Origin of the sequence: Shinella sp. AETb1-6 (assembly GCF_009826875.1) — a bacterium.
Classification (GTDB): Bacteria; Pseudomonadota; Alphaproteobacteria; order Rhizobiales; family Rhizobiaceae; genus Shinella; species Shinella sumterensis.
Genome location: NZ_WUMM01000005.1, coordinates 1 through 25,142, shown reverse-complemented (window position 1 = coordinate 25,142; position 25,142 = coordinate 1). Strand labels below are relative to the sequence as shown.

The 25,142-nt window shown below is 62.9% G+C and carries 16 protein-coding genes and 1 pseudogene; 4 read left to right on the top strand and 13 right to left on the bottom strand.

Going from position 1 to position 25,142, the window contains the following annotated elements:
- Window positions 1–43: 43 nt before the first annotated feature.
- Window positions 44–628, bottom strand: a complete 585-nt coding sequence (locus tag GR158_RS10060) for a tyrosine phosphatase family protein (RefSeq protein WP_134650078.1) — start codon at window positions 626–628, stop codon at window positions 44–46.
- Between the two features lie 219 nt (window positions 629–847).
- Between GR158_RS10060 and GR158_RS10055 the strand changes: the two genes are divergently transcribed.
- Window positions 848–1,459 carry a TerC family protein gene (locus tag GR158_RS10055; RefSeq protein WP_160870981.1) on the top strand — a complete coding sequence of 204 codons (612 nt, stop codon included), beginning with the start codon at window positions 848–850 and terminating at the stop codon, window positions 1,457–1,459.
- A gap of 46 nt (window positions 1,460–1,505) precedes the next feature.
- On the opposite strand, the gene GR158_RS10050 is transcribed toward GR158_RS10055, so the two are convergent.
- The 3 genes from GR158_RS10050 to GR158_RS10040 form a co-directional block, all read right to left on the bottom strand.
- Window positions 1,506–4,706, bottom strand: a complete 3,201-nt coding sequence (locus GR158_RS10050; RefSeq protein WP_160870980.1) for an efflux RND transporter permease subunit — start codon at window positions 4,704–4,706, stop codon at window positions 1,506–1,508.
- A 121-nt stretch (window positions 4,707–4,827) separates the two neighbouring features.
- On the bottom strand, window positions 4,828–6,018 hold the full coding sequence (locus GR158_RS10045) for an efflux RND transporter periplasmic adaptor subunit (protein ID WP_134652516.1): 1,191 nt from the start codon (window positions 6,016–6,018) through the stop codon (window positions 4,828–4,830).
- A 47-nt stretch (window positions 6,019–6,065) separates the two neighbouring features.
- Window positions 6,066–6,857 carry an alpha/beta hydrolase fold domain-containing protein gene (locus tag GR158_RS10040; protein ID WP_160870979.1) on the bottom strand — a complete coding sequence of 264 codons (792 nt, stop codon included), beginning with the start codon at window positions 6,855–6,857 and terminating at the stop codon, window positions 6,066–6,068.
- A gap of 143 nt (window positions 6,858–7,000) precedes the next feature.
- Between GR158_RS10040 and GR158_RS10035 the strand changes: the two genes are divergently transcribed.
- The gene (locus GR158_RS10035) at window positions 7,001–7,915 is read left to right on the top strand and encodes a LysR family transcriptional regulator (RefSeq protein ID WP_160870978.1); all 915 of its coding nucleotides are present in this window, start codon (window positions 7,001–7,003) and stop codon (window positions 7,913–7,915) included.
- A gap of 25 nt (window positions 7,916–7,940) precedes the next feature.
- On the opposite strand, the gene GR158_RS10030 is transcribed toward GR158_RS10035, so the two are convergent.
- The 4 genes from GR158_RS10030 to GR158_RS10015 all read right to left on the bottom strand — a co-directional run bounded on the left by GR158_RS10030 (window position 7,941) and on the right by GR158_RS10015 (window position 14,084).
- Window positions 7,941–8,387: a VOC family protein gene (locus GR158_RS10030; RefSeq protein WP_160870977.1), complete on the bottom strand. Its 447-nt coding sequence runs from the start codon at window positions 8,385–8,387 to the stop codon at window positions 7,941–7,943.
- 101 nt (window positions 8,388–8,488) lie between these two features.
- Complete coding sequence (locus GR158_RS10025; RefSeq protein ID WP_160870976.1) at window positions 8,489–9,853, bottom strand: virulence factor family protein; 1,365 nt, start codon at window positions 9,851–9,853, stop codon at window positions 8,489–8,491.
- Window positions 9,850–12,447, bottom strand: coding sequence for a bifunctional lysylphosphatidylglycerol flippase/synthetase MprF (gene mprF, locus GR158_RS10020; protein ID WP_160870975.1), 2,598 nt, complete (start codon window positions 12,445–12,447; stop codon window positions 9,850–9,852). The genes GR158_RS10025 and mprF overlap by 4 nt, the downstream gene beginning before the upstream one ends.
- 974 nt (window positions 12,448–13,421) lie before the next feature.
- Window positions 13,422–14,084 (bottom strand): metal-binding protein ZinT, encoded by a 663-nt coding sequence (locus GR158_RS10015; RefSeq protein ID WP_160870974.1) that lies wholly within the window; start codon window positions 14,082–14,084, stop codon window positions 13,422–13,424.
- Between the two features lie 229 nt (window positions 14,085–14,313).
- On the opposite strand from GR158_RS10015, the gene GR158_RS10010 reads away from it, so the two are divergent.
- Window positions 14,314–14,622 carry a hypothetical protein gene (locus GR158_RS10010; RefSeq protein ID WP_134652502.1) on the top strand — a complete coding sequence of 103 codons (309 nt, stop codon included), beginning with the start codon at window positions 14,314–14,316 and terminating at the stop codon, window positions 14,620–14,622.
- 160 nt (window positions 14,623–14,782) lie between these two features.
- Window positions 14,783–15,805 carry an LLM class flavin-dependent oxidoreductase gene (locus GR158_RS10005; protein ID WP_160870973.1) on the top strand — a complete coding sequence of 341 codons (1,023 nt, stop codon included), beginning with the start codon at window positions 14,783–14,785 and terminating at the stop codon, window positions 15,803–15,805.
- 69 nt (window positions 15,806–15,874) lie between these two features.
- On the opposite strand, the gene repC is transcribed toward GR158_RS10005, so the two are convergent.
- The 5 genes and pseudogenes from repC to GR158_RS09980 form a co-directional block, all read right to left on the bottom strand.
- Window positions 15,875–17,086 (bottom strand): plasmid replication protein RepC, encoded by a 1,212-nt coding sequence (gene repC, locus GR158_RS10000; RefSeq protein WP_246665624.1) that lies wholly within the window; start codon window positions 17,084–17,086, stop codon window positions 15,875–15,877.
- A gap of 309 nt (window positions 17,087–17,395) precedes the next feature.
- Window positions 17,396–18,481, bottom strand: coding sequence for a plasmid partitioning protein RepB (repB, locus tag GR158_RS09995; RefSeq protein WP_160870971.1), 1,086 nt, complete (start codon window positions 18,479–18,481; stop codon window positions 17,396–17,398).
- A complete protein-coding gene (repA, locus tag GR158_RS09990; RefSeq protein WP_230640225.1) occupies window positions 18,481–19,710 on the bottom strand; it encodes a plasmid partitioning protein RepA in 1,230 nt (409 codons plus the stop codon). The genes repB and repA overlap by 1 nt, the downstream gene beginning before the upstream one ends.
- A gap of 1,321 nt (window positions 19,711–21,031) precedes the next feature.
- Window positions 21,032–22,864, bottom strand: coding sequence for a methyl-accepting chemotaxis protein (locus tag GR158_RS09985; protein WP_160870970.1), 1,833 nt, complete (start codon window positions 22,862–22,864; stop codon window positions 21,032–21,034).
- A gap of 1,146 nt (window positions 22,865–24,010) precedes the next feature.
- Window positions 24,011–24,925: pseudogene (locus GR158_RS09980) on the bottom strand (integrase); the annotation flags it as partial.
- Window positions 24,926–25,142 lie beyond the last annotated feature (217 nt).

Sequence of the window (25,142 nt, the reverse complement as noted above, 5' to 3'; positions counted from 1 at the left end):
ATTTCCGGCCGAAGCGGGATCGCCTCGACTCATGGCGAGATGATCAGTCCGTGAGCGCCATGCGCAACTCTGCCTCCCGGCCGAGCATGGTCATCCATTCCGTATATTTCGGCTGGACGCGAAGCTGCCTTCCGTAGTGACGGCGCAGGGCGGCTGTCAGATCGCCGCCACGGCCGAGCTGCTCGTCGGCAAAGCTGATCATCTGCGAATTCGGCCAGGCCTGCGGCCGGATCTCGACGAGCCGCCGGAACAGGTCCTCCGCTTCCTCATCCGGGTTCGCTTGCGCCATCAGGGTCAGCATGGCGGCCGTGGAGCGCGATATGCCCATATGGCAATGAACGAGGAGGTGGCTCTGCGCATCCTGTTCCTGCCGGGCGAGGAAATCGCTGCCGAAAGCGAGCACAGCCGCGACGTGATCGGGGTGTGGCATCACCCGGTCGGGTATCGCGGATATGATGTCGTGGAAGCGCAGCGTCGTGCGATGATGCTGCGCATAGCTCGCAAAAGCTTCAAGCTCCGGCAGATCGGGGTCGACGATGGACAGGACATGGGTGACGGCACGGTCGCGCTGCCCGGGCAGTTCATCGATGCCGCACACCGTCAGCACGGGTGAAAAGATCATGTCCATAGCCGTATCCTCGCAAATTCCTGCCGTGACCGACAAAGCGTCGGAGGACGATAGATAGTCAAATGCGGGCTGCGCGACAACGGAGCGTTTTGCCGATGAACGGCAATCTGCATGTCGCGGCCACGACCATCTTGCAAAATGCCGGTCCGGGGCGCACTGATCCGTCTTGCCCGGGCAGGGATGGCCCGGTGGCGAACCGCGACATTTGAGGTATGACGCATGGAAATTCTGACGGCTGCCGGGCTGACGGCGCTTTTGCAGGTGATTGCAATCGATCTCGTGCTGGCGGGGGACAACGCCGTGGTGATCGGTCTGGCGGCGGCGGGGCTTGATCCCGCCCAGCGCAAGAAGGCCATTCTCGTCGGCATCATCGCAGCGACGGTGCTGCGCATCATCTTCGCCACCGTGGCGGTGCATCTTCTGGCCATCATCGGCCTGCTTCTGGCCGGCGGGCTTCTTCTCCTGTGGGTCTGCTGGAAGATGTGGCGCGAACTGCGCAGCGGCCACACGGATGCCGAAGGCCTGCCGGCCGAAGGCGCGCCGAAGAAGACGTTCTTTCAGGCGGCGACGCAGATCGTCGTTGCGGATGTCTCGATGTCGCTGGACAATGTGCTGGCCGTCGCGGGTGCGGCCCGTGAACATCCAAGCGTTCTGATCGTCGGCCTTGCGCTCTCCATCGCGCTGATGGGCATTGCCGCCAACTTCATCGCCCGCCTGCTCAACAAGCACCGCTGGATCGCCTATGTCGGCCTGGCCATCATCCTCTATGTCTCGCTCGACATGATCTATCGCGGCGCGATCGAGGTGCTGCCCTACGTTCCGATCGACTGAGGCGGACGCAAAAAGGCCGGGATGAACCCGGCCTTTTCGTTTGCGCTCAGTGCTGGACCGCGGGCGTTCCTTCCGGTTCGTCCCCGGACATGGTCGATCGTCCGTGCTGGACAAGCGGGCGATTGCCCGCGATCCGGCGCAGCAGCACGTAGAAGACCGGCGTCATGAAGATGCCGAAGAAGGTGACGCCGATCATGCCGCAGAACACGGCAAGGCCCATGGCGGCGCGCATCTCCGCGCCCGCGCCGGTCGACAGGACCAGCGGCACGACACCCATGATGAAGGCCATGGACGTCATGAGGATCGGGCGAAGGCGAAGGCGGCTCGCCTCGATGGCCGCCTGCACCGGGGTTCGGCCCTCGAATTCCAGCTCGCGGGCGAATTCCACGATGAGGATGGCGTTCTTCGCCGATAGCCCCACCAGCACGACAAGGCCGATCTGGGTGAAGACGTTGTTGTCGCCGCCCGTGTACCAGACCCCGGCAAGCGCCGCGAGTACGCCCATCGGCACGATCATGATGATGGCGATCGGCAATGTCAGGCTCTCATACTGCGCTGCGAGCACGAGATAAACGAGCAGCAGCGCCAGCGGGAAGACGACAATGCTCGAATTGCCGGCCAGGATCTGCTGGTAGGTCAGGTCCGTCCATTCGAAGTCGATGCCCGCGGGAAGCGTTTCCGCCGCGATCTTCTCGATGGCAGCCTGCGCCTGGCCGGAGGAGAAGCCCGGTGCGGGTCCGCCGTTGATGTCGGCGGCGAGGAAGCCGTTGTACCGCGTCGTGCGTTCGGGCCCCGTCGTCGCGTCCACCTTCAGGAGGGCCGACAGCGGGATCATCTCGCCCGACTGCGACCGCACCTTCAACTGGCCGATATCTTCCGGCTTGGCGCGAAAGGCGGAATCCGCCTGTACACGTACGCTGTAGGTCCGGCCGAAGGCGTTGAAGTCGTTGACATAGAGCGAGCCGAGATAGATCTGCAGCGTCTCGAACACATCCGTCACCCGCACGCCGAGCTGCTGGGCCTTGGCCCGGTCGAGATCGGCATAGAGCTGCGGCACGTTGATCTGGAAGCTGGAGAACAGGCCCGCCAGTTCCGGCGTCTGGTATGCCTTGCCGAGGAAGGCCTGCGTCGCTTCGTTCAGGGCCGCATAGCCGAGACCTGCGCGGTCCTCGATCTGCAGCTTGAAGCCGCCCGTCGTGCCGAGACCGTTGACCGGCGGCGGCGGGAACATGGCGATGAAGGCGTCCTGGATGCCGGCGAATTTCTGGTTCAGCTGCATGGCGATGGCGCCGCCGGAAAGATCCGGCGTCTTGCGCTTGTCGAAATCATCGAGAACCGCAAACACGATGCCGGAGTTCGAGCCGATGGTGAAGCCGTTGATCGACAGGCCCGGGAAGGCGATGGCATGCGCCACGCCCGGCTGCTCCAGCGCAATCGCGCTCATTCTCTTGATGACGTCTTCCGTGCGGTCGAGCGTCGCGCCGTCGGGCAACTGGGCGAAGCCGACGAGATACTGCTTGTCCTGCGCCGGCACGAAGCCGCCGGGCACGGCGTTGAACACGGTGTAGGTCGCGCCGACAAGCGCGAGATAGACCAGCATGACCAGTGACTTGCGGTTCACCAGCGCGCCGACGCCGCGGCCATAGCCGTTGCCGGCCGCACCGAATGCCCGGTTGAAGCCACGGAAGAACCAGCCGAACAGGCCGTCCATCACACGGGTCAGCCAATCCTTGGGCGCATGGTGATCCTTCAGGAGCAGCGCGGCAAGAGCGGGTGACAGCGTCAGCGAGTTGATGGCCGAGATGACCGTGGAGATGGCAATGGTGAGCGCGAACTGGCGGTAGAACTGGCCGGACAGGCCGCTGATGAACGCCAGCGGCACGAAGACGGCAACGAGCACCAGCGCAATCGCGATGATCGGGCCGGATACCTCGCGCATCGCCCGGTAGGTGGCGTCGCGCGGGCTCAGGCCGTTTTCGATGTTGCGCTCGACATTCTCGACGACGACGATCGCGTCGTCCACCACGATGCCGATCGCGAGAACCAGGCCGAACAGCGTCAGCGCGTTCACCGAAAAACCGAAGGCATACATGACGGCGAAGGTGCCGATGATCGAGACGGGTACGGCGAGCAGCGGGATGATCGAGGCGCGCCAGGTCTGGAGGAAGAGAATGACGACGAGCACGACGAGCGCGATGGCCTCCAGCAGCGTATCCACGACCTTGTCGATGGAGGCGCGCACGAATTCCGTCGTGTCGTAGACGATCTCGTACTTCACACCGTCGGGCATGGCGAGCTGGAGCTGGTCCATCGTGGCACGCACGCTGTCGGCGATTTCGATGGCGTTGGACCCCGGCGCCTGAAGCACGGCGACGGCGACGGCCGGCTGCCCGTCGAGCAGCGAGCGCAACGTATAGTCGGCGGCACCGAGTTCGACGCGCGCGACATCCCTCAGGCGGGTGATCTGTCCCTCAGGCCCGGCCTTGACGATGATGTTGCCGAATTCCTCCGGGGTGCGCAGGCGGCCCTGGGCATTGACGTTGAGCTGGAGGTTGACGTCATTTGGCGTCGGGGAAGCGCCGATGATGCCGGCGGCCGCCTGCACATTCTGTTCGCGGATGGCGTTGCTGATATCGCTCGCAGCCAGCGCATGCTCGGCGGCCTTCTGCGGATCGATCCACACGCGCATCGCATAGTCGCCGGCGCCGAAGACCTGCACCTGCCCGACGCCCTCGATGCGCGCGAGCCGGTCCTTGATGTTCAGCGTGGCGTAGTTGCGCAGATAGGTCACATCATAGCGGTCGGTCGTCGAGACGAGGTTCACCACCATGATGAAGTCGGGCGAGCTCTTGACCGTGGTCACGCCGAGCGACCGGACCTCCGCGGGCAGGCGCGGCTCGGCCTGCGAAACGCGGTTCTGGACGAGCTGCTGGGCCTTGTCGGGATCGGTGCCGAGCTTGAAGGTGACCGTCAGCGTCAGCACGCCATCCGACGTCGCCTGGCTGTTCATGTACAGCATGTCCTCCACACCGTTGATCTGCTCTTCAAGCGGCGTGGCGACGGTTTCGGCGATGACGACGGGGTTTGCGCCCGGATAGACGGCGCGCACCACGATCGATGGCGGAACGACTTCCGGATACTCGGAAATCGGCAGGGCGCGCATGCCGATCAGGCCTGCGACCACGATGAGGATCGATAGAACCCCGGCAAAGACCGGGCGATCCACGAAGAAACGGGAGATGTTCATTTTGCACCCTCTCCAGGATGAATTCGGACGAACAAGCCTACCCGGCGGGCAAGGCACCGCCGGCGGACATGGATTTGCATGCAACCAAGGCGGGGCCTTTACGTCGCCCCGCCGGCCGCCGTTACTTCACGGCGGCGACGTTTTCCTGCACCTGCGGGTCGACCACGACACCGGGGCGCACGCGCTGCAGGCCGTTGACGACCACCTTGTCGCCATTGGAAAGGCCGCTTTCGACGATACGCTCGTTGCCCGACAGGCTGCCGAGCACGACCGGCCGGTAGGCGACCTTGTTTTCCTTGTCGACGACGAAGACGAACTTCTTGTCCTGGTCGGTTCCGACGGCCTTCTCGCTGACGAGGATCTTGCTCTCGGCCTTCGGCTCGCCCATGCGGATGCGCACGAACTGGCCGGGGATCAGCCGGTTGCCCGGATTGTCGAAGACGGCGCGCACGGCGATCGTGCCGCTGGCCGCGTCCACCTCGTTGCCGATGAGCTGGAGCTTGCCGTGAATGGGCGTGCCCTCATCGGCGAGCGTGCCGACCTCTACCGGGATCTGCTCGATCGGCGGCAATGCGCCTTCGGAGGCAGGCAGGGCGGCGAGCGCGGCCGAGACCGTTTCCTCGCTGACATTGAAGCTGGCATAGATCGGATCGACGGAGACGAGCGTCGTCAGGGCCGGGGAGGCCGAGCCGCCCGCCACGAGGTTGCCCGTGGTGATCTCCACCTTGCCGACGCGACCGGCGACCGGGGCGCGCACATTCGTGTAGCTGAGTTCCAGCTCAGCGGCATCGAGCGTGGCGCGCGCGGTGGTCAGCGCCGCTTCTGCCTCTGCCACCGCGTTCAGGCGCTGGTCGATGTCGCTTTGCGAGATGCTGTTGCTCTGGGCGAGGCGTTCACCGCGATCAAGCTGGGTCTTGGCAAGCTTCACCCGGGCCTCGGCGGACGCGAACTGGCCCTTTGCCTGCGTCACCGCGGTCTGGAAGGGTTGTGGATCGATGGTGAAGAGCAGGTCGCCGGCCTTCACCAGCGCCCCCTCGCGGAAGTGAACCGACTGGATGGCGCCCGAAACGCGCGAGCGAACCTGCACGCGATCGATGGCCTCCAGGCGGCCGGAGAATTCCTGCCATGTCACCACGTCGCGGTTCTCGACCACGGTAACGGTGACCGGTACAGCGGGAACCTCCGCGGCGGCGGTCGCCTCGGCCTTGGCGGCGGTGGCGGGAAGTTGGAAGATCAGGGCTGCGGCAGAAGCAGACACAGCCAGTCCCAGGCCGGCGCCCGTGAGGGCCCAGCGTTTGCGCTTCGATATCATTGTTTTCTCCAGTGCGGCTTGGGTCCGCGTTATATTTTCAATTCAAATCAGGCAGTGCTTATCGTGTGAACGAAACCGGCAAACTGGTCGGCGACGACGCCTGCCCAGTGCTCGGCCCCATTGGGTGTCCCGCTATAGATCGTTGGCCAGCCTGTTCCCGCGGGAAGGACATGCTGCTGTACTTTGACATCGGCCGCACGCAGGCTTGCGGCATAGCCCAGGCCCTCGTCGAGAAGCGGATCGTCTTCGGACGATATGATGAGCGCCGGTGCAAGGCCCGACAGGCGCGAGCACATGGACGGCGCGGCATAGGGATGGCAGACGCCGCCGCTGAGATAGTGGTTCCAGCCGTCGGTCCAGCGATCGTGCATGCCGATGGTGTCCGCCTTGCGGAAGGACGGCGTGGCCATGAAGGGATCGAGCAGCGGCGACAGCAGAACCTGGCCGTCCAGTTCGTCGGCGAAGTGGTCGCGCGCCTTCAGCGCAACGCCGGCCGCGACGTTGCCGCCGGCTTCCTCGCCGCCGATCAGGAGAAGCGACTTGCGGTCGCCGAGGCCCGCGCGCTTCTTGGCCAGATAGGAGAAGATGGAAAAGCCGGCTTCGAGCGGCCTGGGGAAGACGCCACCCTCGTTATAGTTCGGCACGGCGACGATGGCGCCCGTGCCGGCAATGCATTCGGCGAGCGGGCAATGGGTGAGGCCTGACTGCGTGAACGCACCGCCGTGGAAATACAACAGGACCGGTGCACCCCTGGCGTAGTCGGCTCCCTGATAGACGCGCACCGACACGGGGCCGGAGGCCACCTTGTCGAACGTCATATCCTTGATTTCCACCGGCATCGATTTTGTCCTGCAGCCCCGTTTGAAATAGGAGGGGCCCTCACCATTTATATCGTTAGTCATTGCACCCAGATAAGTGTGGTAAAATCGATTTCACTGTTCGATAACTCGAACAATCATAGCTTCCATAGCGGGAATGTTCCATGGATCAGCTTTCTGCGATGCGCGTTTTCCTTCGCGTCGTCGAGATGGGAAATTTCACCCGGGCGGCGGACGCCATGGGCATGCCCAAGGCCACCGTCAGCAATCTCATTCATAATCTGGAAGCGCATCTTCAAACCAAGTTGCTGAACCGCACGACCCGGCGCGTCATGGTGACCACGGATGGTGCGCTCTACTACGAACGGGCCAACCAGATCATCACCGAGATCGATGAACTGGACGGCAGCCTTTCGCATTCCCGCACCAATCCAAGCGGCCGGCTGCGCGTGGAAATGTCCGGCGCCTTCGCGGATCTGGTCGTCATTCCGGCATTGAAGGATTTTCACGAGGCCTACCCCGATATCAGCATCGACCTGGGGGTCGGCGACCGGCCGGTGGATTATCTCGCGGAGAATGTCGACTGCGCGCTCAGGGCCGGCGCGCCGGGCAACACGTCGCTCATCGCGCGGCGGGTCGGCGAGGTCGACCTGCTCGCCTGCGCGGCACCGGACTACATCGCGGCCTTCGGCACGCCGCAGCATCCGTCGGAGCTTGAGACGGACCATCGCCTGGTGAACTACTTTTTCGCGCAGAACAACCGCATCATGCCCTTCGTGCTGACGCGGGGCGAGGAAAAGATGGAGATCAACGGCCGCTACACCGTATCGACCAACGACGCCCGCAGCTATTCCGCAGCCGCGCTTTCGGGATTGGGCATTGCCCTCCTCGCCCGCTTCATGGCGCGCGGGGCACTGGAAGACGGCCGGCTGGTTCCTGTGCTGACCGATTGGCAGGTCGAGCGCCTTCAGCTCTACATCGTCTATCCGCCCAACCGGCACCTGAGTAACAAGGTCCGGGTCTTCGTGGACTGGCTCGTGCGGCTCCTGGCGCGTTCGCAGCTGGCCCCGCCCGATTGAGCCTTTCGGTCGCCGCCGCGCGACCCTAACCCTGCCGCGGTTTCCAATCGGCAGACGGAATCGTATTGATCATCCACGGCACGCCGAACTTGTCGGTCAGGGAGCCAAACCCCGGGGACCAGAAGGTTTCTTCAAAAGGCATGCCCGGCCGTCCGCCGTCACAAAGCGCGTCATACCAGCGTTTCGCCTCGGCCTTGTCCGTTGTATGCAGGGTGACGTCGAAGCCGTTCTTGGGCTTGCCCACATTCGGCGCCCAGGCAACGTCCATGTCCGCGCCCATCAATGCCTGATCGCCGACTTGAAGCCAGCAATGCATCAGCCAGTCCTTGTACTTTTCGTCGCTGATGGGCATGTCCGGCGGCGCGGCACTATAGGGCATGGCAGCCGTGATGGTACCGCCGAGAACGTCGGCATAGAACTCGAAGGCTTCCCGGCACTGGCCCTGGAAACTCAGGCTGGTCACGATCTTCATGACGCTATCCCTCCTCCCTGGAGTGAGGCGTCACTATCCTCCCGATCGACATGGAGGTCAACCTGACGGCATCCCGGCACGCTCGCGGACACGGGGGAAGCCTATTGCGCGCCAGCCGCCAGCCGCTTCTTCAGCCCGTCGATGATGCGGCCGGCAAGGGCCTCGTAGTCACCGTCGAAATGGTGGCCGCCCTCGATCGAGATGGCTTCCACGCCCGAAGCCTTCAGTGTCGGGCACGGATCGTCGTCCTCCTCGCTGCCGTAGATGCATTGCACCATCTTCGGATCGATCTTGGCGATGTCCTTGACGGGATCGCCGCCTGCGCCCTCCCCGGCCACGCCGAGCCAGCCTGTCACCGATATCTCGTAGTCCACCTGGTGCGACAGCGCCATCAGCGTCACCTGCGGCACCCGCTTTCGGTCGTCGGCGGAGAGCAGGTTGTAGGTCGCCGGCAGCACATCGGCACCGAAGGAATAGCCGACGAGCAGCACATGCTTGACGTCCCATTCCTTGCTGAAGGCATCGACGATGCGCGAAAGATCGTCCGCCGTTTCCTGCGGCTTTCGCTCCGACCAGAAGTAGCGCAGCGAATCCACGCCGACGACGGGAATACCGCGCTCTTGCAGCGCGCCAGCCACCTGCTTGTCGATGTCGCGCCATCCGCCGTCGCCGGAATAGACCACAGCCATGGTGTCATAGGCCGGCGTCGCCTTCAGAACGCTGAGCGGCAAGCCAAGGGGCGTCTCGGTACCACCGGCCGCGTCGACGCGGTCGGCCAGAGCCTGAGAAAGCGCATCGGCGGCGCTCGCCGTCTCGTCACGCACCTCGATATCGGGATGCGCCGCCTGCAGCGTCGCCACATGGTCGCGGCCGGCCTGCGGGGCATCGGCGGTGAACAGCACCGTCACCGGCGCCGGCAGCGGCCCGTCCGTCAGGCCATAGAGCGTGCGGTCGCCGGCCTTTGTCTTGCTGGCCGGGGTGCAGAGCACCTTGTCCAGCGCGATGCCGGCTTCCGGATCGACGGCGATCGCCTGGTCGAGCGTGGCGGCGGGGCTCTGGGCGATCATGGCGAGCGCCAGGGCACCCCCCTCCCCAATGCCGGCGACAATGGGCGGATTGTACTGCGTCGCCCCGCCGGCGCGCTGCATCTGGTGGGCGAGCGCTTCCACGTCGGAGATCATGTAGACGCAGTCGCCGGTATCGGCCGAAAGCGTCTTGAGATAGGCCGGCAGGTCGATGCCGACGACGGCCGCCCCCTTGGCGGCCAGGTCCGCGGCCTGCTTGTCTTCCTGCGCGCCCCAGCCGTCCTTGCCGGAGATCAGGAACACGCTCGCCTCCGGCGCGCCATCGGGCATGGTGATATGATCGCCGGGGATCATGCCCGTATCGAAGTCCTGCGCCATGGCTGCGCATGGCAGGAGGCCGGCGAGCAGCGCGGCGGCCGTAAGACGGGATAGAACCTTCATTTCGAGATTACTCCTTTGACGCCGCCGCCGATCAGAAAGGTCACGTCCATCAGGGCCAGCACTGCCCCGGTACCGTTGGAGACCGCAAGATAGCGCGGTTCCCAGCGGGGATGAAACTTCGATTTGAAAGCCCGCAGGCCCTTGAAATTGTAGAACCGCTCGCCGTGTTCGAAGAGCGCGCCCCCGACGCGGTCCCAAACCGGTGCCGCCTCGCGCCGCGCCATGCCCGACAACGGCGCCATGCCGAGGTTGAACCGGGCATATTTTTCGTTGCGCAGATAGTCGAGAATGCTGGCGAAAAGGAAGTCCATCGTACCCTTTGGGGCGTCGGGCGCAAAGCGCATCAAATCGACCGTCGCCTCGGCTTTCGTATCCGTCACCATGAGCGTGGCGAAGGCCACGATGCGCTCGGCAAGCCGCACGACGGCAACGGGCTGGGACAGCACGTAATCGTCGGCGAAGGCCCCCAGCGAGAAGGTCTTTTCCTTGGCGTTGTGATGGTCCAGCCATCCATCCGAGACGGTACGAAGATCGTCCAGGATCGAGGCGACCTCGCCCGGCGGGACGACGCTGAACGTCAGGCCATCGCGCAGGCCCCGGTTATAGGACTGGCGCAGATTGGCGAAACGGCTGCCCTTGAGCTCGAACTCCGCGAGGTCGATGGTGGCGAGCTCGCCGAGCTTGAAAGCCCGCAGGCCGACATCCGCGCAGGCACCGAGCAAGGCCGGCGAAATCTGGTAGAAGGCGGCGCGTCCCCCGCCTGCCCGCGCCGCGCCGACGAATTGCCAGACGAGTTCGGGGAACTCCTCTTCGGCACCGATGGGATCGGCGAGCGCAATCCAGGAGCGGCCATGGATGCCGTACATGATATAGGAACGTCCCGAGGGCGAGAACATCAGCCGCTTGTCGCCCATGCGCACCAGATTGGCATCCGCCACATCCTGCTGCATCGTCACGGCGACGGCCTGGTTCAATTCCTCCGGCGTCGGCCCTTCCGTTCGGTAATGCGCAGGCCGGAGCAGACTGGACAGCGCCAGCGTCGACGCGGCGATGGCAAGGCCGAGCAGCGCACGCAATCCGCGTGGCGCCTCTTCCGAGAATTCGAACTGCCACCACAGGTCATGCGCATAGTTCGTGTCGCGATAGACGAAGAGCAGGATGAAGGTGGCCGTCACGATGATGACGGCGATGGCCATCAGCCAGGATGGACCAAGCGCCTGGCGCAGCAGCGAACTGTGCCGGTCGAAGGCGCGCGCATTGGCAAGCAGCGCGACAATGAACAGCGCCAGGAGTGCCGCCTCGAACACGGCGATGGCCTTCAGGAAGGCGAAGGCGAAGGCGATAGCGGCGCCTGCGAGCGCCACCCACCACGCGCCGTCGAGCCGCTGGCCGAGCCCGCGCGCGGCCACGATCAGAAGCAGGCCGATCAGGCTCGAGAGGAAATGCGCGCCTTCGACGATCGGCAACGGCAGGTAGCCCGACAGGAAGTCCAGATCGGTGTCGGGCGTCGGCACCACGCTCGAGAAGATCAGCATCGCACCGAGCAGCAGCGACAGCGTGGCGATCAGCGCAGGGGCTAGCTTTCCGGCAAGCTGGGCCGCCTCGGCGACGCCGGGCCGCAGCGCCAGCTGGCGCATTTCGGTCAGGAGCAGGAGAAGCGTGGCCAAAAGCAGCGGCAGCACATAGTAGATCAGCCGGTAGAGCACGAGACTACCGAGCAGTTGATCGATGCCGATGGCGTTGGACAGGCCCGCCATGATGACGGCTTCGAAGACCCCCAGCCCGGCGGGAACATGGCTGAGTACGCCGAAACCGATCGCGACTGCATAGATCGCGAGGAAGGTCGGCCAGCCGACATGGGTTTCGGGCAGGAGCACATAGAGCACGGAGGCCGCGGCGGCGATATCGAGTGCGGAGACGAGGAACTGGCGCGATGCAGTGCCGCTATCGGGCAGGCGAAGCCGAAAGCCCTTCATGGTGAGCACCCGGCCGTTGCGGCCGATATAGAAGACGGCGGCAAGCCCGGCCACCACCGCGCCGGCGATGACACGCAACCAGAGCGCATCGACGCCGATGATGCCGGCAACGCGCGGCGCCACGGCAAGCGTGGCAAGGGCGCTGACGCCAAGCAGCCCGAGGCCGAAGGACAGCGTGACGAAGGCGATGATGCGGGCGATCTCGCCCGGCGTGAGCCCGAGCCTGGAATAGGCGCGGAAGCGGATCGCCCCGCCGCTGAGCGGGCCGAACCCTACGGTATTGCCGACTGCATAGGCCATGAAGGCGGTGACGGCGACGGAGGGGAACGGCGCCTTGCGCCCCACATGGTCCAGCGCGTTGACGTCGTAGAGGATGAGCGCAAAGAAGCTGAGGCCGGTGAACAGCGCCGCAAGCGCGATGGCGCTCCATGAGGTCGCCGAAAGCGCGGCGAGCACCTCGTCGTAGCGGACCTCCGCGGTCAGGTGGTACAGCGCGAACGCGACGAGCGCGAAAACGAAAAGGCTGGCCGCGCCGAGAATATAAAGTCTGTATGTAAGGAACAGCACAACGAGCCGGGACGACGTGTCCTCGGAAACCACACCTGTTTTATCCGACATGCTCAAGCCCGCGCTAATGTTACGGCGCCGCATCCTAGCCGCGTCTGTGGCAAATATCGGGCTGATTTTTCGCAATCGTGCGACAATGCCGGAGCAACGCGGCCTGTGCATGGCTGCATTGCACAATAAATGTTTTCCATCTGGTCAAAAAAGGGGCATAGTGCACCCAGCTGATGCATATGGCGGCTTTTTTCCTCCCAGTGCCGCCGCAGCAGCTGTTCCCCTCTGGAGGTTTTTTGAACCTTCACACTTCATGGGCCGCGCAACTCGCCGGCCCATTTTTTTTGACCTGATAGTCCCTGCCCTCGACGGCGGCATATTCAGGGCCCGGCGGGAAAGCCGGCAGCCGGCCTAGGCGGGCAAGATCATCCAGCGGTTTCAAGGCAATGCCGGGCGCGAAGGGCGCCAGACGCGACCGGCCCGCCGCGCGCACTATCCAGCGGGCAGGCAGCCCGCAAATGTTGTCACGGAAACGGCTGAACCGACGGGCAAATCGTTGTCCGCCAGCTCAAGCCATATGTGCGGATTTTGCGGTTTTTCCTCCAATAACCGCACGGCATGTCGGCGACAGACAATGTCCGATAATCTCGCATCATCGTCATTATACTCTCTAAGAATAGAAATGCGCCGCAATTGCCACGTCGCCCCCGCCACCGCCGAAGGGCGGCGGCCCTGCCCAAGGATTCCATTGCCATGATGGATGCGATCGACAAGGTCCCGTTAGGGAAAAAAGCGGCCGCCCCTTGTTCCGCCATAGATGGCCCCGGGCGCGTTTTGTGAGTTTGCCACGTGGTGGGGGCAGTCTTTGCGAGAAATCCGCTGTAGGGCGGCGGCCAGCCATGATTTTGCCCGGGAGCCGCCCCGCTCAACCCGCTCCTGACGCAATCCAACCTGAGTAGCTCGATCGAGCTGGATACCGCGTCAGGCGGCGCGGTATCCCAAGACAAAGTCCCGGCAGGCAGGCCGCGCTCGGCTCAATGGGCGAGCATTTCCTCGAGGATCTGCTTGCCGTCGAGATTGGCCGGATAGTAGGTCGGCCAGTTCGTCAGTTCCTTCAGCACCACAGCGCGGTCGTCGCCCCAGTAGAGATGGTAGTGGCCGGCCTTTTCAGGGGCGATGATGTGGTCGCTGAACTGGATGAAGGCGGGTGCTGCCTCGTCCCCCGCCACCTTCTTGAAAATGAAGCGAACGCCGCGATTGCCCTTCTTGTAGGTCAGGATCTCGTGGCCATCGGTTTCATAATCGCCGCTGACGGCCGTCTCGCCGCGGAAGAAGGTAACCTTCGACCCGGCAATCAGGATGCGATCGACATCGGTCTTGTAGCCGACGTCGTAATAGGCCCGGTAATCGGCCGCACTCTTGTCGCCATGCTTGGCCTTGTCCGCCATCACGGGGTCGAGTGTTCCGTCGACGAGATAGGGATAGACGGACTGCCAGTCGCCTTCCCAGTCCGAAAGCGGACGTGCCTTTACCTGGTCATCCGCGAAATAACCCTCATGGACCTTCTTCTGCGCCTCGTCGGCATGGCTGTGGCTGTGTTTATGCTCCGATGCGGCATGGGCACTGACCAGCCCCGTAAGCCCGAGCGCCGTGGATATCGCCGCCACATAGCTGAGTTTTTTCAACACCTTGGTCATTGCCTTTTCCTTCCATTGTCTATTCCGGCGCTAACGTCCGAATCGAAACGTAATAACGTAACGCATCTCGATTAACTCGGCTCGAAGACGCTTTCAAGCGCAAAACGCCTCGAATTTTCACCCGTCCGCCACCAGCACGCATCAGGCTGGCGCTAGCTTGGTCGGGATAAATGCGTGCAGGCTGCGGTTGTGCGGCAGCTTCCGGTTGGTGCGTGAAGAGAGAAACGAGATGAGCGAGATCCAGAACAAGGCTGTTGCCCTTGCCACGCAGAACGAAGGCGACCTCGCATCGCAATCAGCCGCCGGACGGGCCCTTCCCTATCTCGAGAGCGCGCTCAACCTGTATTTCGCTCTGGGCGGCGATCAGGCGCAGGCCGTGGTTCTTGCCGGAGCTGAGCGGTCGCAAACACGCTGCGTGGACGTCTCCGTGGCCGATGTGATGGTGGAAATCGCCGTCGCCAGCCATCTGAGCGATATCGACATGATCCAGGCCACCTATAATCGCCTCGACCTCGAGCTGCTGCCCCGCGACAGGTAGGCAAACCCCGTCCGACCGGCGTATCTGGCGGCAACGAACGCCATTCGCCTCAACCGGTGAACGCACCGTTCTCACTGCCGGCCTTTTCAAGCGGGCGGCGAGCCTCCATCTTGCGCATCAACTTCCCATAAACGGACGCATGGTTTCGAGGCGGACTTACATGAAGAAAATCGGCTTTCTTTCCTTCGGTCACTGGACCCCTTCCCCGCAGTCGCAGACCCGGTCTGCGGGCGACACGTTGCTGCAATCGATCGATCTGGCGGTTGCGGCGGAGGAGCTGGGCGCCGACGGCGTCTATTACCGGGTGCATCACTTCGCGCGGCAGCTCGCCTCGCCCTTTCCGCTGCTGGCAGCCGTCGGTGCGCGGACCAAGAGCATCGAGATCGGCACGGCCGTCATCGATATGCGCTACGAAAACCCGCTCTACATGGCGGAAGACGCCGGCGCGGCCGATCTCATTTCGCAGGGTCGGCTTCAGCTTGGCATCAGCCGCGGCTCGCCTGAGCAGGTCATCGATGGCTGGCGCCATTTCGGTTATGCGCCGGCGGAGGGCATGAACGATGCCGATATGGGTCGCCAGCACACGGAAGTCTTCCTGGAGGTGCTGAAGGGCGAAGGCTTTGCCCAGGCCAATCCGCGCCCGATGTTTCCCAACCCGCCGGGCCTGCTGCGGCTTGAACCGCACTCGGAAGGCTTGCGTGAGCGCATCTGGTGGGGCGCCGGCTCCGATGCCACCGCCGTGTGGGCCGCCAAGCTCGGCATGAACCTGCAAAGCTCCACGCTCAAGAACGACGAAACCGGTGAACCCTTCCATGTCCAGCAGGCCAAGCAGATCCGGGCCTATCGCGAGGCCTGGAAGGAGGCCGGCCACACACGCACGCCACGCGTTTCGGTCAGCCGCAGCATCTTCGCCCTGGTCGATGACCGGGATCGCGCCTATTTCGGCCGCGGCGGCAAGGAAGAGGATTCCGTTGGTTTCATCGACGACAAGACGCGGGCGATCTTCGGGCGATCCTATGCCGACGAGCCTGACAGGCTGATCGCACAGCTTGCCGCCGACGAAGGCATTCAGGAGGCCGATACGCTGCTTCTGACCGTGCCGAACCAGCTCGGTGTGGATTACAACGCGCATGTCATCGAATCCATCCTGAAACATGTCGCTCCGGCGCTTGGTTGGCGCTGACACTGCATCGGGCGGGGGCAAATACCGCCATCCGCCCGGTCGTCCGGAGGTTTTTCCCGCGTCCGTCCATCATGCCCGTGACCGTTCCAGCGCCTGAAGCATCGGATAGATGCTGAAGGCCGCACGCTGGGCCTTTTCCGTCAGGTTTCGCAGATAGCCTCCGGGCGAGCGGACGGCCTCGCCCCGTTCCAGCAGCACCGTGATCACCACGGCCGCCGTCTGTTCACCCATCGCCGCTTTCGCCTTGCGCCACGCATCGGGCGTGATGCCGAGCATCGACCGTGCGAGGTCCGCAGCGGCGAAGAAATCGTTCCATGACCGGATGCCATCCTTCGTGTAATCGGCAATCTGCGGGCAAATCCGCATCAATCTGTCGAGACTGATCGCCATCTTCTGCTCCGGTACCGCCAAATTTGAGACCGTAACGCTGCCATCAGTGTTTTCCTGGCCGTTCAGTTCAAATGAGTGATCTGTCTTTGTATTCTGAATATGCTGCTCATTTTGAAGCTCATTGCCGCTCATTTCTCGTTCGGAAAGGCTTGAAAGATAAGCGTTTTCCACTTCAGCACGCAGGGTGATCAGTTTATCGCGCCGCCATGCCAGGAGATCGCGTCGCATGCGGCGGCCGAGGCCGGTGGTCATCGTTGCCAATCGGGCCTTGAAATCGAGCCAGTCGCCCGCCCTGCCCTCTTCCAATGCGCAGGCGATGATCTTGGTGATATCGCGCTGGTGCAGCGTCACCTCGCTCCGCAGCGCCCTGATTGCTCTTTCCTCGGCGCGTGCTGCTTCTGCCGCTTCCAGTATCTCTGTGGCCCGGAGCGCGAGCGGCGCAAGGTCGAAACCGAAGGCGTCCTCTATCACGCCGTTGTCGTCGCGCCGGCAGAAGCGCTTTCCGTTGGCGCTGTCGCGGCGGAAGATCATGCCGGCCTCGACCAGTGCTGCCAGGTGGCGTCGGATCGTCGCCGGCGAAATGCCGCGCGTGCGCACCGACAGTTCGCGATTTGACGGGAAGACAATGATCGGTGCCGAACCGTCGAGCTCCCGTGTGGTGGTAAAGGAGACGAGGGCTTCAAGCACGCTGATTGCGCGATCTCCGATGCCATAGGCCGCGCGTGCCTCGGTCAGGGCGCGCATCAGCTGCCACTTGTCGGCCCGGCCGGTATCGTTGCCGCCCTTGCCAGCCCGCAGTTTTTCCTGCCGGCCGGCCGTCTCGCGCTGTCTCTGGAACTGGCGCGCAGTTATCCGTCCGCCGCCAAAAGGCGTCGTTGCAATATGCTCCATCATTCGGGTCCCCTTTTCCGAGGCAAGGAGGTCCCGTCGACGCCATCCATCCGTCCTGTCGCATGATCGAGCGGGGATTCCGCTCCTGAGACAGGCCATTTGGCAGACGAAGTTTCACATTCGCACGACGCTGGCGTCGCACGACTCTTGACTTTGACTGTAGGAAGTGATTCTCTCGAATTGCTACATAGAAGAGGGCTTCCGAAATGGTGACGTTTTGGGGGCCTTTTTTCTTGTCTCTGCGCTTCCTTTCGCTGGTTTCTCAGGCGTTCTCCAACCGCTTACGCGGCCGAATCACAATAATATCCGTCAGGTCTTTCCCGCCTTCGCGTCTTTGCGCGCGGCTAGAAAGTCTGCGTAATCGTCCTTCATGCGTGCTGTGAAGGCCTCGATGAAGGCGGGATCGACTTCCGGGGCAAAGGCAATGCGCACGGCCTTGCCCTTTCGTTCGACATGGGCGAGTACGCCGCCGTCGGGACGGATAATCGCCTCGGTCGCTGGCGCCGCCTTGGGCGCGCGCCGCATCAGCCGGTCGAACAGCATCTGAAAACGCTCATCGCTCGTCGCCGACCGGAAACGCTCGGAATGGACCTCGTCCTCCGATTTCTCGATCTCCGCGCCATTGCCGTTCTCGAAAAGCGCGCCAAGCGCCATCCAGCGCTCACGGCCGGCCTTCGGCGCCGGACCGATCTCGCGCACGAAGCGGAAGGGCACGGCGTCTGCGACCTGGAGCAGGCGTGACAGCTCGCTCTTCTGCACCGCCAAGGCATCGCAGACGAGCTTGCGCTCGAAACCGCGCCGAACGAGCGTATGCGCAAACAGCGCGCGCTCGATGAAGCTCAGGTTACGGCGTTCGGCATTTTCCTTGCCCTGTGCCAGAACAAGTTCGTCGTCGCTCAGCGTCTTGACGATCGCCTTTACGGGCTGGCCGAGGCGGCGAGCGGCGCGCAGGCGGCGGTGACCATAGGCTACCTGATATCGGTCGCCTTCGCCTGTGTCGGCGCTTCCGGCGGGTGAGGGCCGCACCAGGATCGGAACCTGCTGTCCGCTCTCGCGGATGCTGTCGACGAGTGCGAGGAAATCCGGATCGTCACGCTCCTCGTCGCTCAGGCGGTCGTTGACGAAGGAGACGTCGATCTTGTCGGTATCGAGTGAAACGATGCGTTCGCCGTCCTGCAGCGCCTGTCGAAGCGCCCGTGCCTCCTCCGCCTCGCGGGTAATCGAGGTCAGCGAGAGGCCCATCGCCTTGACGGCACCGGATGACGTCCGCACGGGGGCGGCGGCCGGCTCGTTTGCCGTCGGCGCGGCTTTCGTTTCGGGTGCCGCCTCTCCGGCCGGCAGGATATCGCCGCCGAACAGCGCCTTGATGGAGTTCTTTCGATCGCGGCCGGCCATCACGTGCGTCCCCATGCGGTATGAATAAGCTGTTCAATCTCGTTGTTGACGGCGTCCAGCGCGTCCATCGCGCGGTCGTAGGTGCCGCGCGAGAAGTTCTCGCGGCCGACTTCGTAGAGCGTCTGCTTCGTCAGGCCGGCATCCGAGACGGCGGTGGATTTCAGCATCGGTGCCGTCAGAACGCGGCTGCCGAACAGCGAGCGAAGGAAGCCCGCGATCTGCGCCTGTGGCGCGTCATGCGGCTCGTAGCGTGTCACGAGGTAGCGCAGGAAATCGAAATTGAGCTGCCCACCCGCCTCACGCACCACACCGAGCAGATCCGCCGTCATGAAGAGGAACTGGCTCATCGAGGCGACATCCAGCATCTGCGGATGCACCGTCACGATGACGGACGTCGAGGCGCAGAGTGCAGACAGCGTCAGATAACCGAGCTGCGGCGGGCAATCGATGACGACGACGTCATAGTTGTCGGCCACCGTGGCAAGGGCCGCCTGGACGCGTGTGAAGAAGAAGCCATGCGCGTCGCCGGGGCGACGCTCGGCGAGCGCGCGGGGCGTAGCATGCTCGAACTCCTGGAGTTCGAGATTGCCGGGGACCAGGTCCAGATTATGGAAGTAGGTCTTGCGGATGATGGCCGAAAGCGGTCGCGCCTCGTCATCGTAGCGGATTGCACCATAGATCGTGTCGTTGCCAACCAGATCAAGTTCCGGCTGGTAGCCGAAGAGTGCGGAAAGCGAAGCCTGCGGATCGAGATCGATGGCCAGCACGCGATGGCCGGTCATGGCCAGGTGCTGGGCGAGGTGGACGGCCGATGTCGTCTTGCCCGAGCCGCCCTTGAAGTTGGTCACGGAGATGATCTGGAGATGCTCGCCGCGCGCCTCGTCACGCCATTTCAGATAGGAGCGGGCCTTGGCGATATTGCCCTTGGCGCGTGCCTGCTCGGCGAGGTGATGGCGAAGCGCATCGATATCGGAGAGCGAATACATGCGACGGCCACCGGGACCGGTGGCGAGTTCCGGTCCTTCTCCCGCCAGCGAAATCTGCCGAAGATAACCGTCGGACACGCCGATCAGCCGCGCGGCTTCTCCCGAGGTGAAGCTGCGCAAGGACTTTCGCGACGTCGGCGAGAACAACCGGTCGCGCATCGACTGGAGCTGCGTGGAGAGTGCCTGCGCATCTTCTGCAATGGTTTCGTCCGCCGGGCGAAGCGGCTCTTTATGTTCTTCCATGGCGGTATCCGAAGGCAAGGCCATCAAAGTCTCCGATTGTTATCCGGTCGAACCAGCGCCTCATGCGCAACCGACCGTGATGCTATTATCGTCCGATTCTCGGCACCGTGGATATGCGGCAGCCTGAAAATCTACAGATACGTCTAGCAGTTACGGCGAACTAACAATCCTTCGCCTTATTCCGTAGGAACGGTGGGCCAAGCTCTGAGTCGCGTCAAGCCTTTACGAGAAAGAAAAACGGCGGTTGACGAGGATGGAAATGCTGGAAAATGAATCGTTTGCGGGGATTTTTGGCGACGGGGGTTGGCGTGAGTTGACAGCTGTCAACGAGTGACCGAGGAGCACGTGAGCCGTTCGGCGTGGACCTGTTCAGAACGGTCGATGGAGTCGGCTCGTCGCCTGGCCGCTTCCGCGCATGAACTAGAGCCACCACAAGAGACATATTCCGACGCGACCCTATGCGCACCGTGGTCCGTCTCTTTTGCTATGGCAATCTTCTGACCGAGACGTGCTCGCTCGTGAGCAAGGAAACTCGGCTCGGGCGTCGCGTGTGACGCGACGAGCTTCCGCCAGTGTAAACAAGTGCCACCCCGAGATGTGGTTGACGAGCGGCCTGTTGACAGCTGTCAACAGGGATAGTGACCTCATCGGAGCGTGCCGGTGGCTATGTCGTACCAGTCATCCATCTGCCAGCTATGTAGCGGGCTCGTTGCCTCAACCTTCGCCGCAAATTGGTCGTGCCGCGAAAGCGGTCGCATTGTGGATGACCCAAGCGTGCCAACCACCGAATATCTCGGCGCGCAGCGGCGACATGCCTGGACCGGTCGAGCCACGACCCAGCCGGACATCGCCACGGGACCTCGTCGCGATGGCGCTCGAATTTCCGGACTGGGCTGCGATCTGGTTCAAGTGGGTGTTAGACGGCATCGACTTGGGTCGGCTCGATATCTGCGGCGAGCTGGTTCTCGCGTCCCACGCCCTTGCTCATCGACAGGTTCTCAACATTTCAGCAAGCGCTGGGGGGAGGGTAGGGGCGGCGGCGGGCACTCTCGTCAAATCGCCTTTGACGATGTCTTCGTTGAACTCTAGGCGAGTGCGAATGATCGTGAGCGCGACCGCTCGCTGTTTCCGTTATCCAGCCTCAGGGGCCTTGCGGCGCGTCTGCGGGCTTTTGCGAAAGGGTCTGCCGATTGGCAAACAGGTCCCGCAGGACGGTCGGGTCGGGCGCAGGCGCAGAGATCGAAACGTCTTTTTGCCGTTGGAGGGTTTGCCTCAAAGATACCGCGCCGCTTGGCGCGATATCCACTCGATTGCAGAAAGACTATGCGGCTCGCATCGCCCGAAGGCCATGCTCCGAGCCCTTTGAGCCACCAAGATTGAATTGCGCCAGGACTTGGTTGAGCGCAGCGGCTTCCCGGGCAAGGCCATGGCTGGCCGCCGTCGACTGCTCGACCATCGCCGCGTTCTGCTGCGTGCCCTGGTCCATCACGTTCACGGCGGTGTTGATCTCCTGAAGGCCGGTCGCCTGTTCCCGGGACGATTCCACGATGGCGTTCACGTGCAGGCTTATCTCCCGGACTTCCGCCACGATCGTCTCGAGCGAAACGCCGGTCTGCTTGACGAGCTCGACGCCGGTTTGAACCTGCGAGCCCGACGCCGCGATCAACGCCTTGATCTCCTTGGCGGCGTTCGCCGAGCGCTGTGCAAGTTCCCGAACCTCCTGCGCGACCACCGCAAAGCCTTTCCCCGCCTCGCCGGCGCGCGCCGCTTCCACGCCCGCATTCAATGCCAAGAGATTGGTCTGGAACGCGATTTCATCGATGACGGAGATGATGTTGCCCATCTCAGCCGCAGATTTCTCAATCGCCATCATCGCTTCGACAGCATTCTGCATCAAGGCACCAGACTGTTCCGCGCCTGTTCGTGCCTTCGATACGAGGCGGCCTGCATCATCCGCACGCTTGGCCGAATCCTTGACCGTCGTAGTGATCTGCTCCAGAGCTGCTGCGGTTTCCTCGACGGAGGCGGCCTGTTGTTCGGTACGTCTTGAAAGATCGTCGGCCGCCGCGCGGATCTCATTCGCACCGGCGTCGATCCCTTCCGCATTCTGCCCGACCGAGCGAAGCACGGAGTGAAGCTTCTCCACGGAACTGTTGAAGTTCGAGCGCAGTTCGTCGAGCGTGCCGGTAAAGGGCGTCAGGATGCGGTGGGAGACGTTGCCATTGGCGAGAGCTTCCAACCCGTCGCGCAGCGAATCGACGGCAAACTTGGTGTTGGCGGCGTCGGCGGCCTTCTGTTTTTCCCGCTCCAGTCTCTCATGTTCCGAAAGCGCTCGATCGGCGTCGCTCTGCTTTTCCAGGCGATCCTTTTCGATGGCGTTATCCCGGAAGACGGAGACGGCCGAAGCCATGCTTCCGAGCTCGTCCCGGCGGTCGACACCGGGCACAGCCTCATCCACCTGCCCGGAGGCAAGCGACATCATCCTGAGGCGAAGCCGCTCGATCGGATTGGAAATCTCGCGCTTCGTGACGATCACGGCGAGAAGCAGCAGGGACGAAAAAACAGCGGCCAGTGCCAGAAGGGTATACAGGATCGTGTTGTTGGTTTTCTCGGAAAGGACTGCGGCCTTCTCCTTGAGCCTGTCGCTCGTATTGTTGATCCATGCGCGCATCGCCTTGATCGTCTCGGCAGCCTTTTCATCGGCCTGGACGAGAAGGGCTTTGGCTTCCTCGTTACGGTCGGCGGATCCCGCAGCGACGGCTTTATCCGTGATCTCGATGACACTGTTGGATTGCGCCTGGAGAGACGCCAGCGCCTCGCGGTCTGCCGGCATCAACGTCCTCGCGTTATCGATCAGATCGTTGAGCCGCAACTTGCTGGCCGCGTAGTCGCCCTCCGCTCGTTTCATGCCTTCGGTTCCGGCGTCATAGAGAAACACTTGATAGGCGTCATAAACGATGGAAACGAGACGCTGGCTGGCAATGGCCATGTCTATCTCGGCGTTCCCGTCATTGCTGACGAAATCCGAATACTCGGTGTCCGCAGACTTGAATTTTCCCGAGACATAGAGCGTTCCGCCGATGCCGATAAGACAGGCGGGAAGGACGAGGGACAGGACCTTTGTTCTGATCCGCAGGTTTTGCAAGAGCGACATAGTATTTTCCGTAGAGGGAGTGGAACAAACGCTAAGACAGGGGGTGAACATGATCGTTCGCGTTATGGACCGAATACAATCGGCGCGCCTCTACCCCGGGATCTGCCACTTAATACTTTAGAAGAAAGCTTAAGGTCTTGTTAAGCTTATTGTGAGTTGCGTTCGCTGCGCGTTCTGGCGCAAAAATACAACCTTTATTCTGCGTTACATCGAATTTCCCTGGAATCGCGGCATTTAAAAGTTGTGTTCACTTCGCTCAGTTCGCCCCGAAGGTATGGGGCCTACGGAAAAGCAAACGCCGAGTGCGTGGTGAGACAAGTCCAGGCGGTCATGGGGAAACTGGCTTCCGGCGAACCTCGGCCGATCTCCACCTCCCGCCACGCGGTATCGCTGCGAAGCGTCGCAAGCGTCCCCTTGTCGGAGATCTTCATCTGCGAGCATGCTGCCGTGCCAGCCGATGAGCGACCGCGGCGCGCGATTTGTAGATCACGCAGGGCACTGCGCTCCAACGTCTTGGGCAGGGCGTTCAGATTTTAAGACAGGTCCGCCGTCTTCTGGTGCGGCGGGGCGGTTTGCGAGAAGTGGATGACGGCCAGTAGGGGCGTCGCGCGGCTGACCGGCTTGGGCATGGCACTCGGAACGTAAACAGTGCGGCCGTTCGATGGTCGGAGCCGTATTGGACCGAGGCGTTACGCGCCCTGATGATGCCGCCTCGCTGTTCGCAACCAAACCAGCAAGGCATAGTCCCGGCAATCAAAAAGTAAAAACGCCGAATTTTTCGACCCTCACAGATGGCCGTACAGAGGATTTCTCGCATGAGAATGACCCGTGACATGGAAAACGCAAAAAACGCGTCCTGGGCCATCTGTGGCCGAAAGAGAGGTGGTTGGCTTTTTCCGCCTAACGGCCAATCGATCTCCTCTCCAGTATGGAATGCAGATCCTCAGGCAGGGTCTTTCTTCGGGGCAGCGGGGTTAAGGGGGCTATTGCGGGAAAGCGGCGGCGATGGTGGCCATCGAGCGATCCTTACAGCCACAAGGCCGTTTGTATATGTCGCCAAGGGCCATGTCCGCTGCTCATCGGGCGGACACCGCGTTGGGCTTGCCGTCGCGCTTCAGGTATTCGGTTCCTTCGTCGATTTCAGACGGCTGAGGCGGGTCCGGCGCGCAAGGAGTGCCCGGCGAACTTCGCGCCACGCTCGGTTTCGGACAGGTCACCCCGCACGCCGGCGGCCAGAGCCGTCTTCTTGACCAGGCGGGCTACCTCCTGGTCGTTCAACCGGTCCGGTCCGACGTCCTTGCCCCGGCCGGTCACGCGACGGAAAAGCGGCCCTCTCGCCAGCCTGGCGAACCGGATCCATGCATTCACGGCGGCAACAGGGCAGCTAGCCTCCGACGAGCCGCGGCCGATCTCCACCTCGCGCCAGCCGGTCTTGCCGCGCAGCGTAACAAGCATGCCCTTGTCAGAGATCTCGACCCAGCCGCGGCCGTCTTGCGTTTGGTCGCGACCGAGATCGAGCCCCGTGATTTCCGAGCGCCGCAGGCCGCCAGCAAAGCCGATGAGCAGCATGGCGCGGTCGCGCAGGCCGCGGAGCGTGCCGCGCTCCAGCGTCTCGATCATGGCGACCAACTCGCCGGGCAGGACCGCCTCCTTCTGGCGCGGCGGAGCGGCTCGGGTGTTGCGGATGTCGGCCATGACACTGGCAATCGCCGGGTCGCTGCGGTCAAGCGGCAGACCTGCCTGGGAGTAACTCGAGGAGAGCGCTGAGAGCCGCCGCTCGATCGTCGAGACCGTGTTGGGCTTGCCGCCCCGCGCACCGGCACCGTTGCTGCTGCCGGAGGCACAAGCTCTTATGTAGAGCGCGACAACGGCGGGATCGGGCGGCATGAGCGGAAGACCCTGCCGCCGGCACCACGAGGAAAAATGCTTCCAGTCGGCAGCATAGGCGCGTCGTGTATTGGCGGAACTCGCCGCCTCTGCACGACCGACAACCGCGCTGTGAGGCGGTGCTGAACTGTCCTCGGGATGATTTTCGACGCTTTGTTCAACGATAGGGGGCATTGCTCTATTAAGGAGCATAATGACGAGAATGCAAGATTATCGGACGTCTTTATTAGGCGATACCCCGTGCGGTTACTGGGGAGAAGAACCGGCTTAAGCGCACATAAATCTTGGAATTTTCGTATCAGATCCTGCGTATAGGAGGCCCAAGGGCGATGTCACGTTGTTTCATCAATGATGAAGCAAGGTGTGTGTCTGAGAAATCAAGCACTCGCGC

Excerpts from the sequence above, each read along its gene's own strand:
- GR158_RS10060 (WP_134650078.1), bottom strand. The coding sequence starts at position 628 with ATGGACATGATCTTTTCACCCGTGCTGACGGTGTGCGGCATCGATGAA.
- GR158_RS10055 (WP_160870981.1), top strand. The coding sequence starts at position 848 with ATGGAAATTCTGACGGCTGCCGGGCTGACGGCGCTTTTGCAGGTGATT.
- GR158_RS10050 (WP_160870980.1), bottom strand. The coding sequence starts at position 4,706 with ATGAACATCTCCCGTTTCTTCGTGGATCGCCCGGTCTTTGCCGGGGTT.
- GR158_RS10045 (WP_134652516.1), bottom strand. The coding sequence starts at position 6,018 with ATGATATCGAAGCGCAAACGCTGGGCCCTCACGGGCGCCGGCCTGGGA.
- GR158_RS10040 (WP_160870979.1), bottom strand. The coding sequence starts at position 6,857 with ATGCCGGTGGAAATCAAGGATATGACGTTCGACAAGGTGGCCTCCGGC.
- GR158_RS10035 (WP_160870978.1), top strand. The coding sequence starts at position 7,001 with ATGGATCAGCTTTCTGCGATGCGCGTTTTCCTTCGCGTCGTCGAGATG.
- GR158_RS10030 (WP_160870977.1), bottom strand. The coding sequence starts at position 8,387 with ATGAAGATCGTGACCAGCCTGAGTTTCCAGGGCCAGTGCCGGGAAGCC.
- GR158_RS10025 (WP_160870976.1), bottom strand. The coding sequence starts at position 9,853 with ATGAAGGTTCTATCCCGTCTTACGGCCGCCGCGCTGCTCGCCGGCCTC.
- mprF (WP_160870975.1), bottom strand. The coding sequence starts at position 12,447 with ATGTCGGATAAAACAGGTGTGGTTTCCGAGGACACGTCGTCCCGGCTC.
- GR158_RS10015 (WP_160870974.1), bottom strand. The coding sequence starts at position 14,084 with ATGACCAAGGTGTTGAAAAAACTCAGCTATGTGGCGGCGATATCCACG.
- GR158_RS10010 (WP_134652502.1), top strand. The coding sequence starts at position 14,314 with ATGAGCGAGATCCAGAACAAGGCTGTTGCCCTTGCCACGCAGAACGAA.
- GR158_RS10005 (WP_160870973.1), top strand. The coding sequence starts at position 14,783 with ATGAAGAAAATCGGCTTTCTTTCCTTCGGTCACTGGACCCCTTCCCCG.
- repC (WP_246665624.1), bottom strand. The coding sequence starts at position 17,086 with ATGGAGCATATTGCAACGACGCCTTTTGGCGGCGGACGGATAACTGCG.
- repB (WP_160870971.1), bottom strand. The coding sequence starts at position 18,481 with ATGGCCGGCCGCGATCGAAAGAACTCCATCAAGGCGCTGTTCGGCGGC.
- repA (WP_230640225.1), bottom strand. The coding sequence starts at position 19,710 with ATGGAAGAACATAAAGAGCCGCTTCGCCCGGCGGACGAAACCATTGCA.
- GR158_RS09985 (WP_160870970.1), bottom strand. The coding sequence starts at position 22,864 with ATGTCGCTCTTGCAAAACCTGCGGATCAGAACAAAGGTCCTGTCCCTC.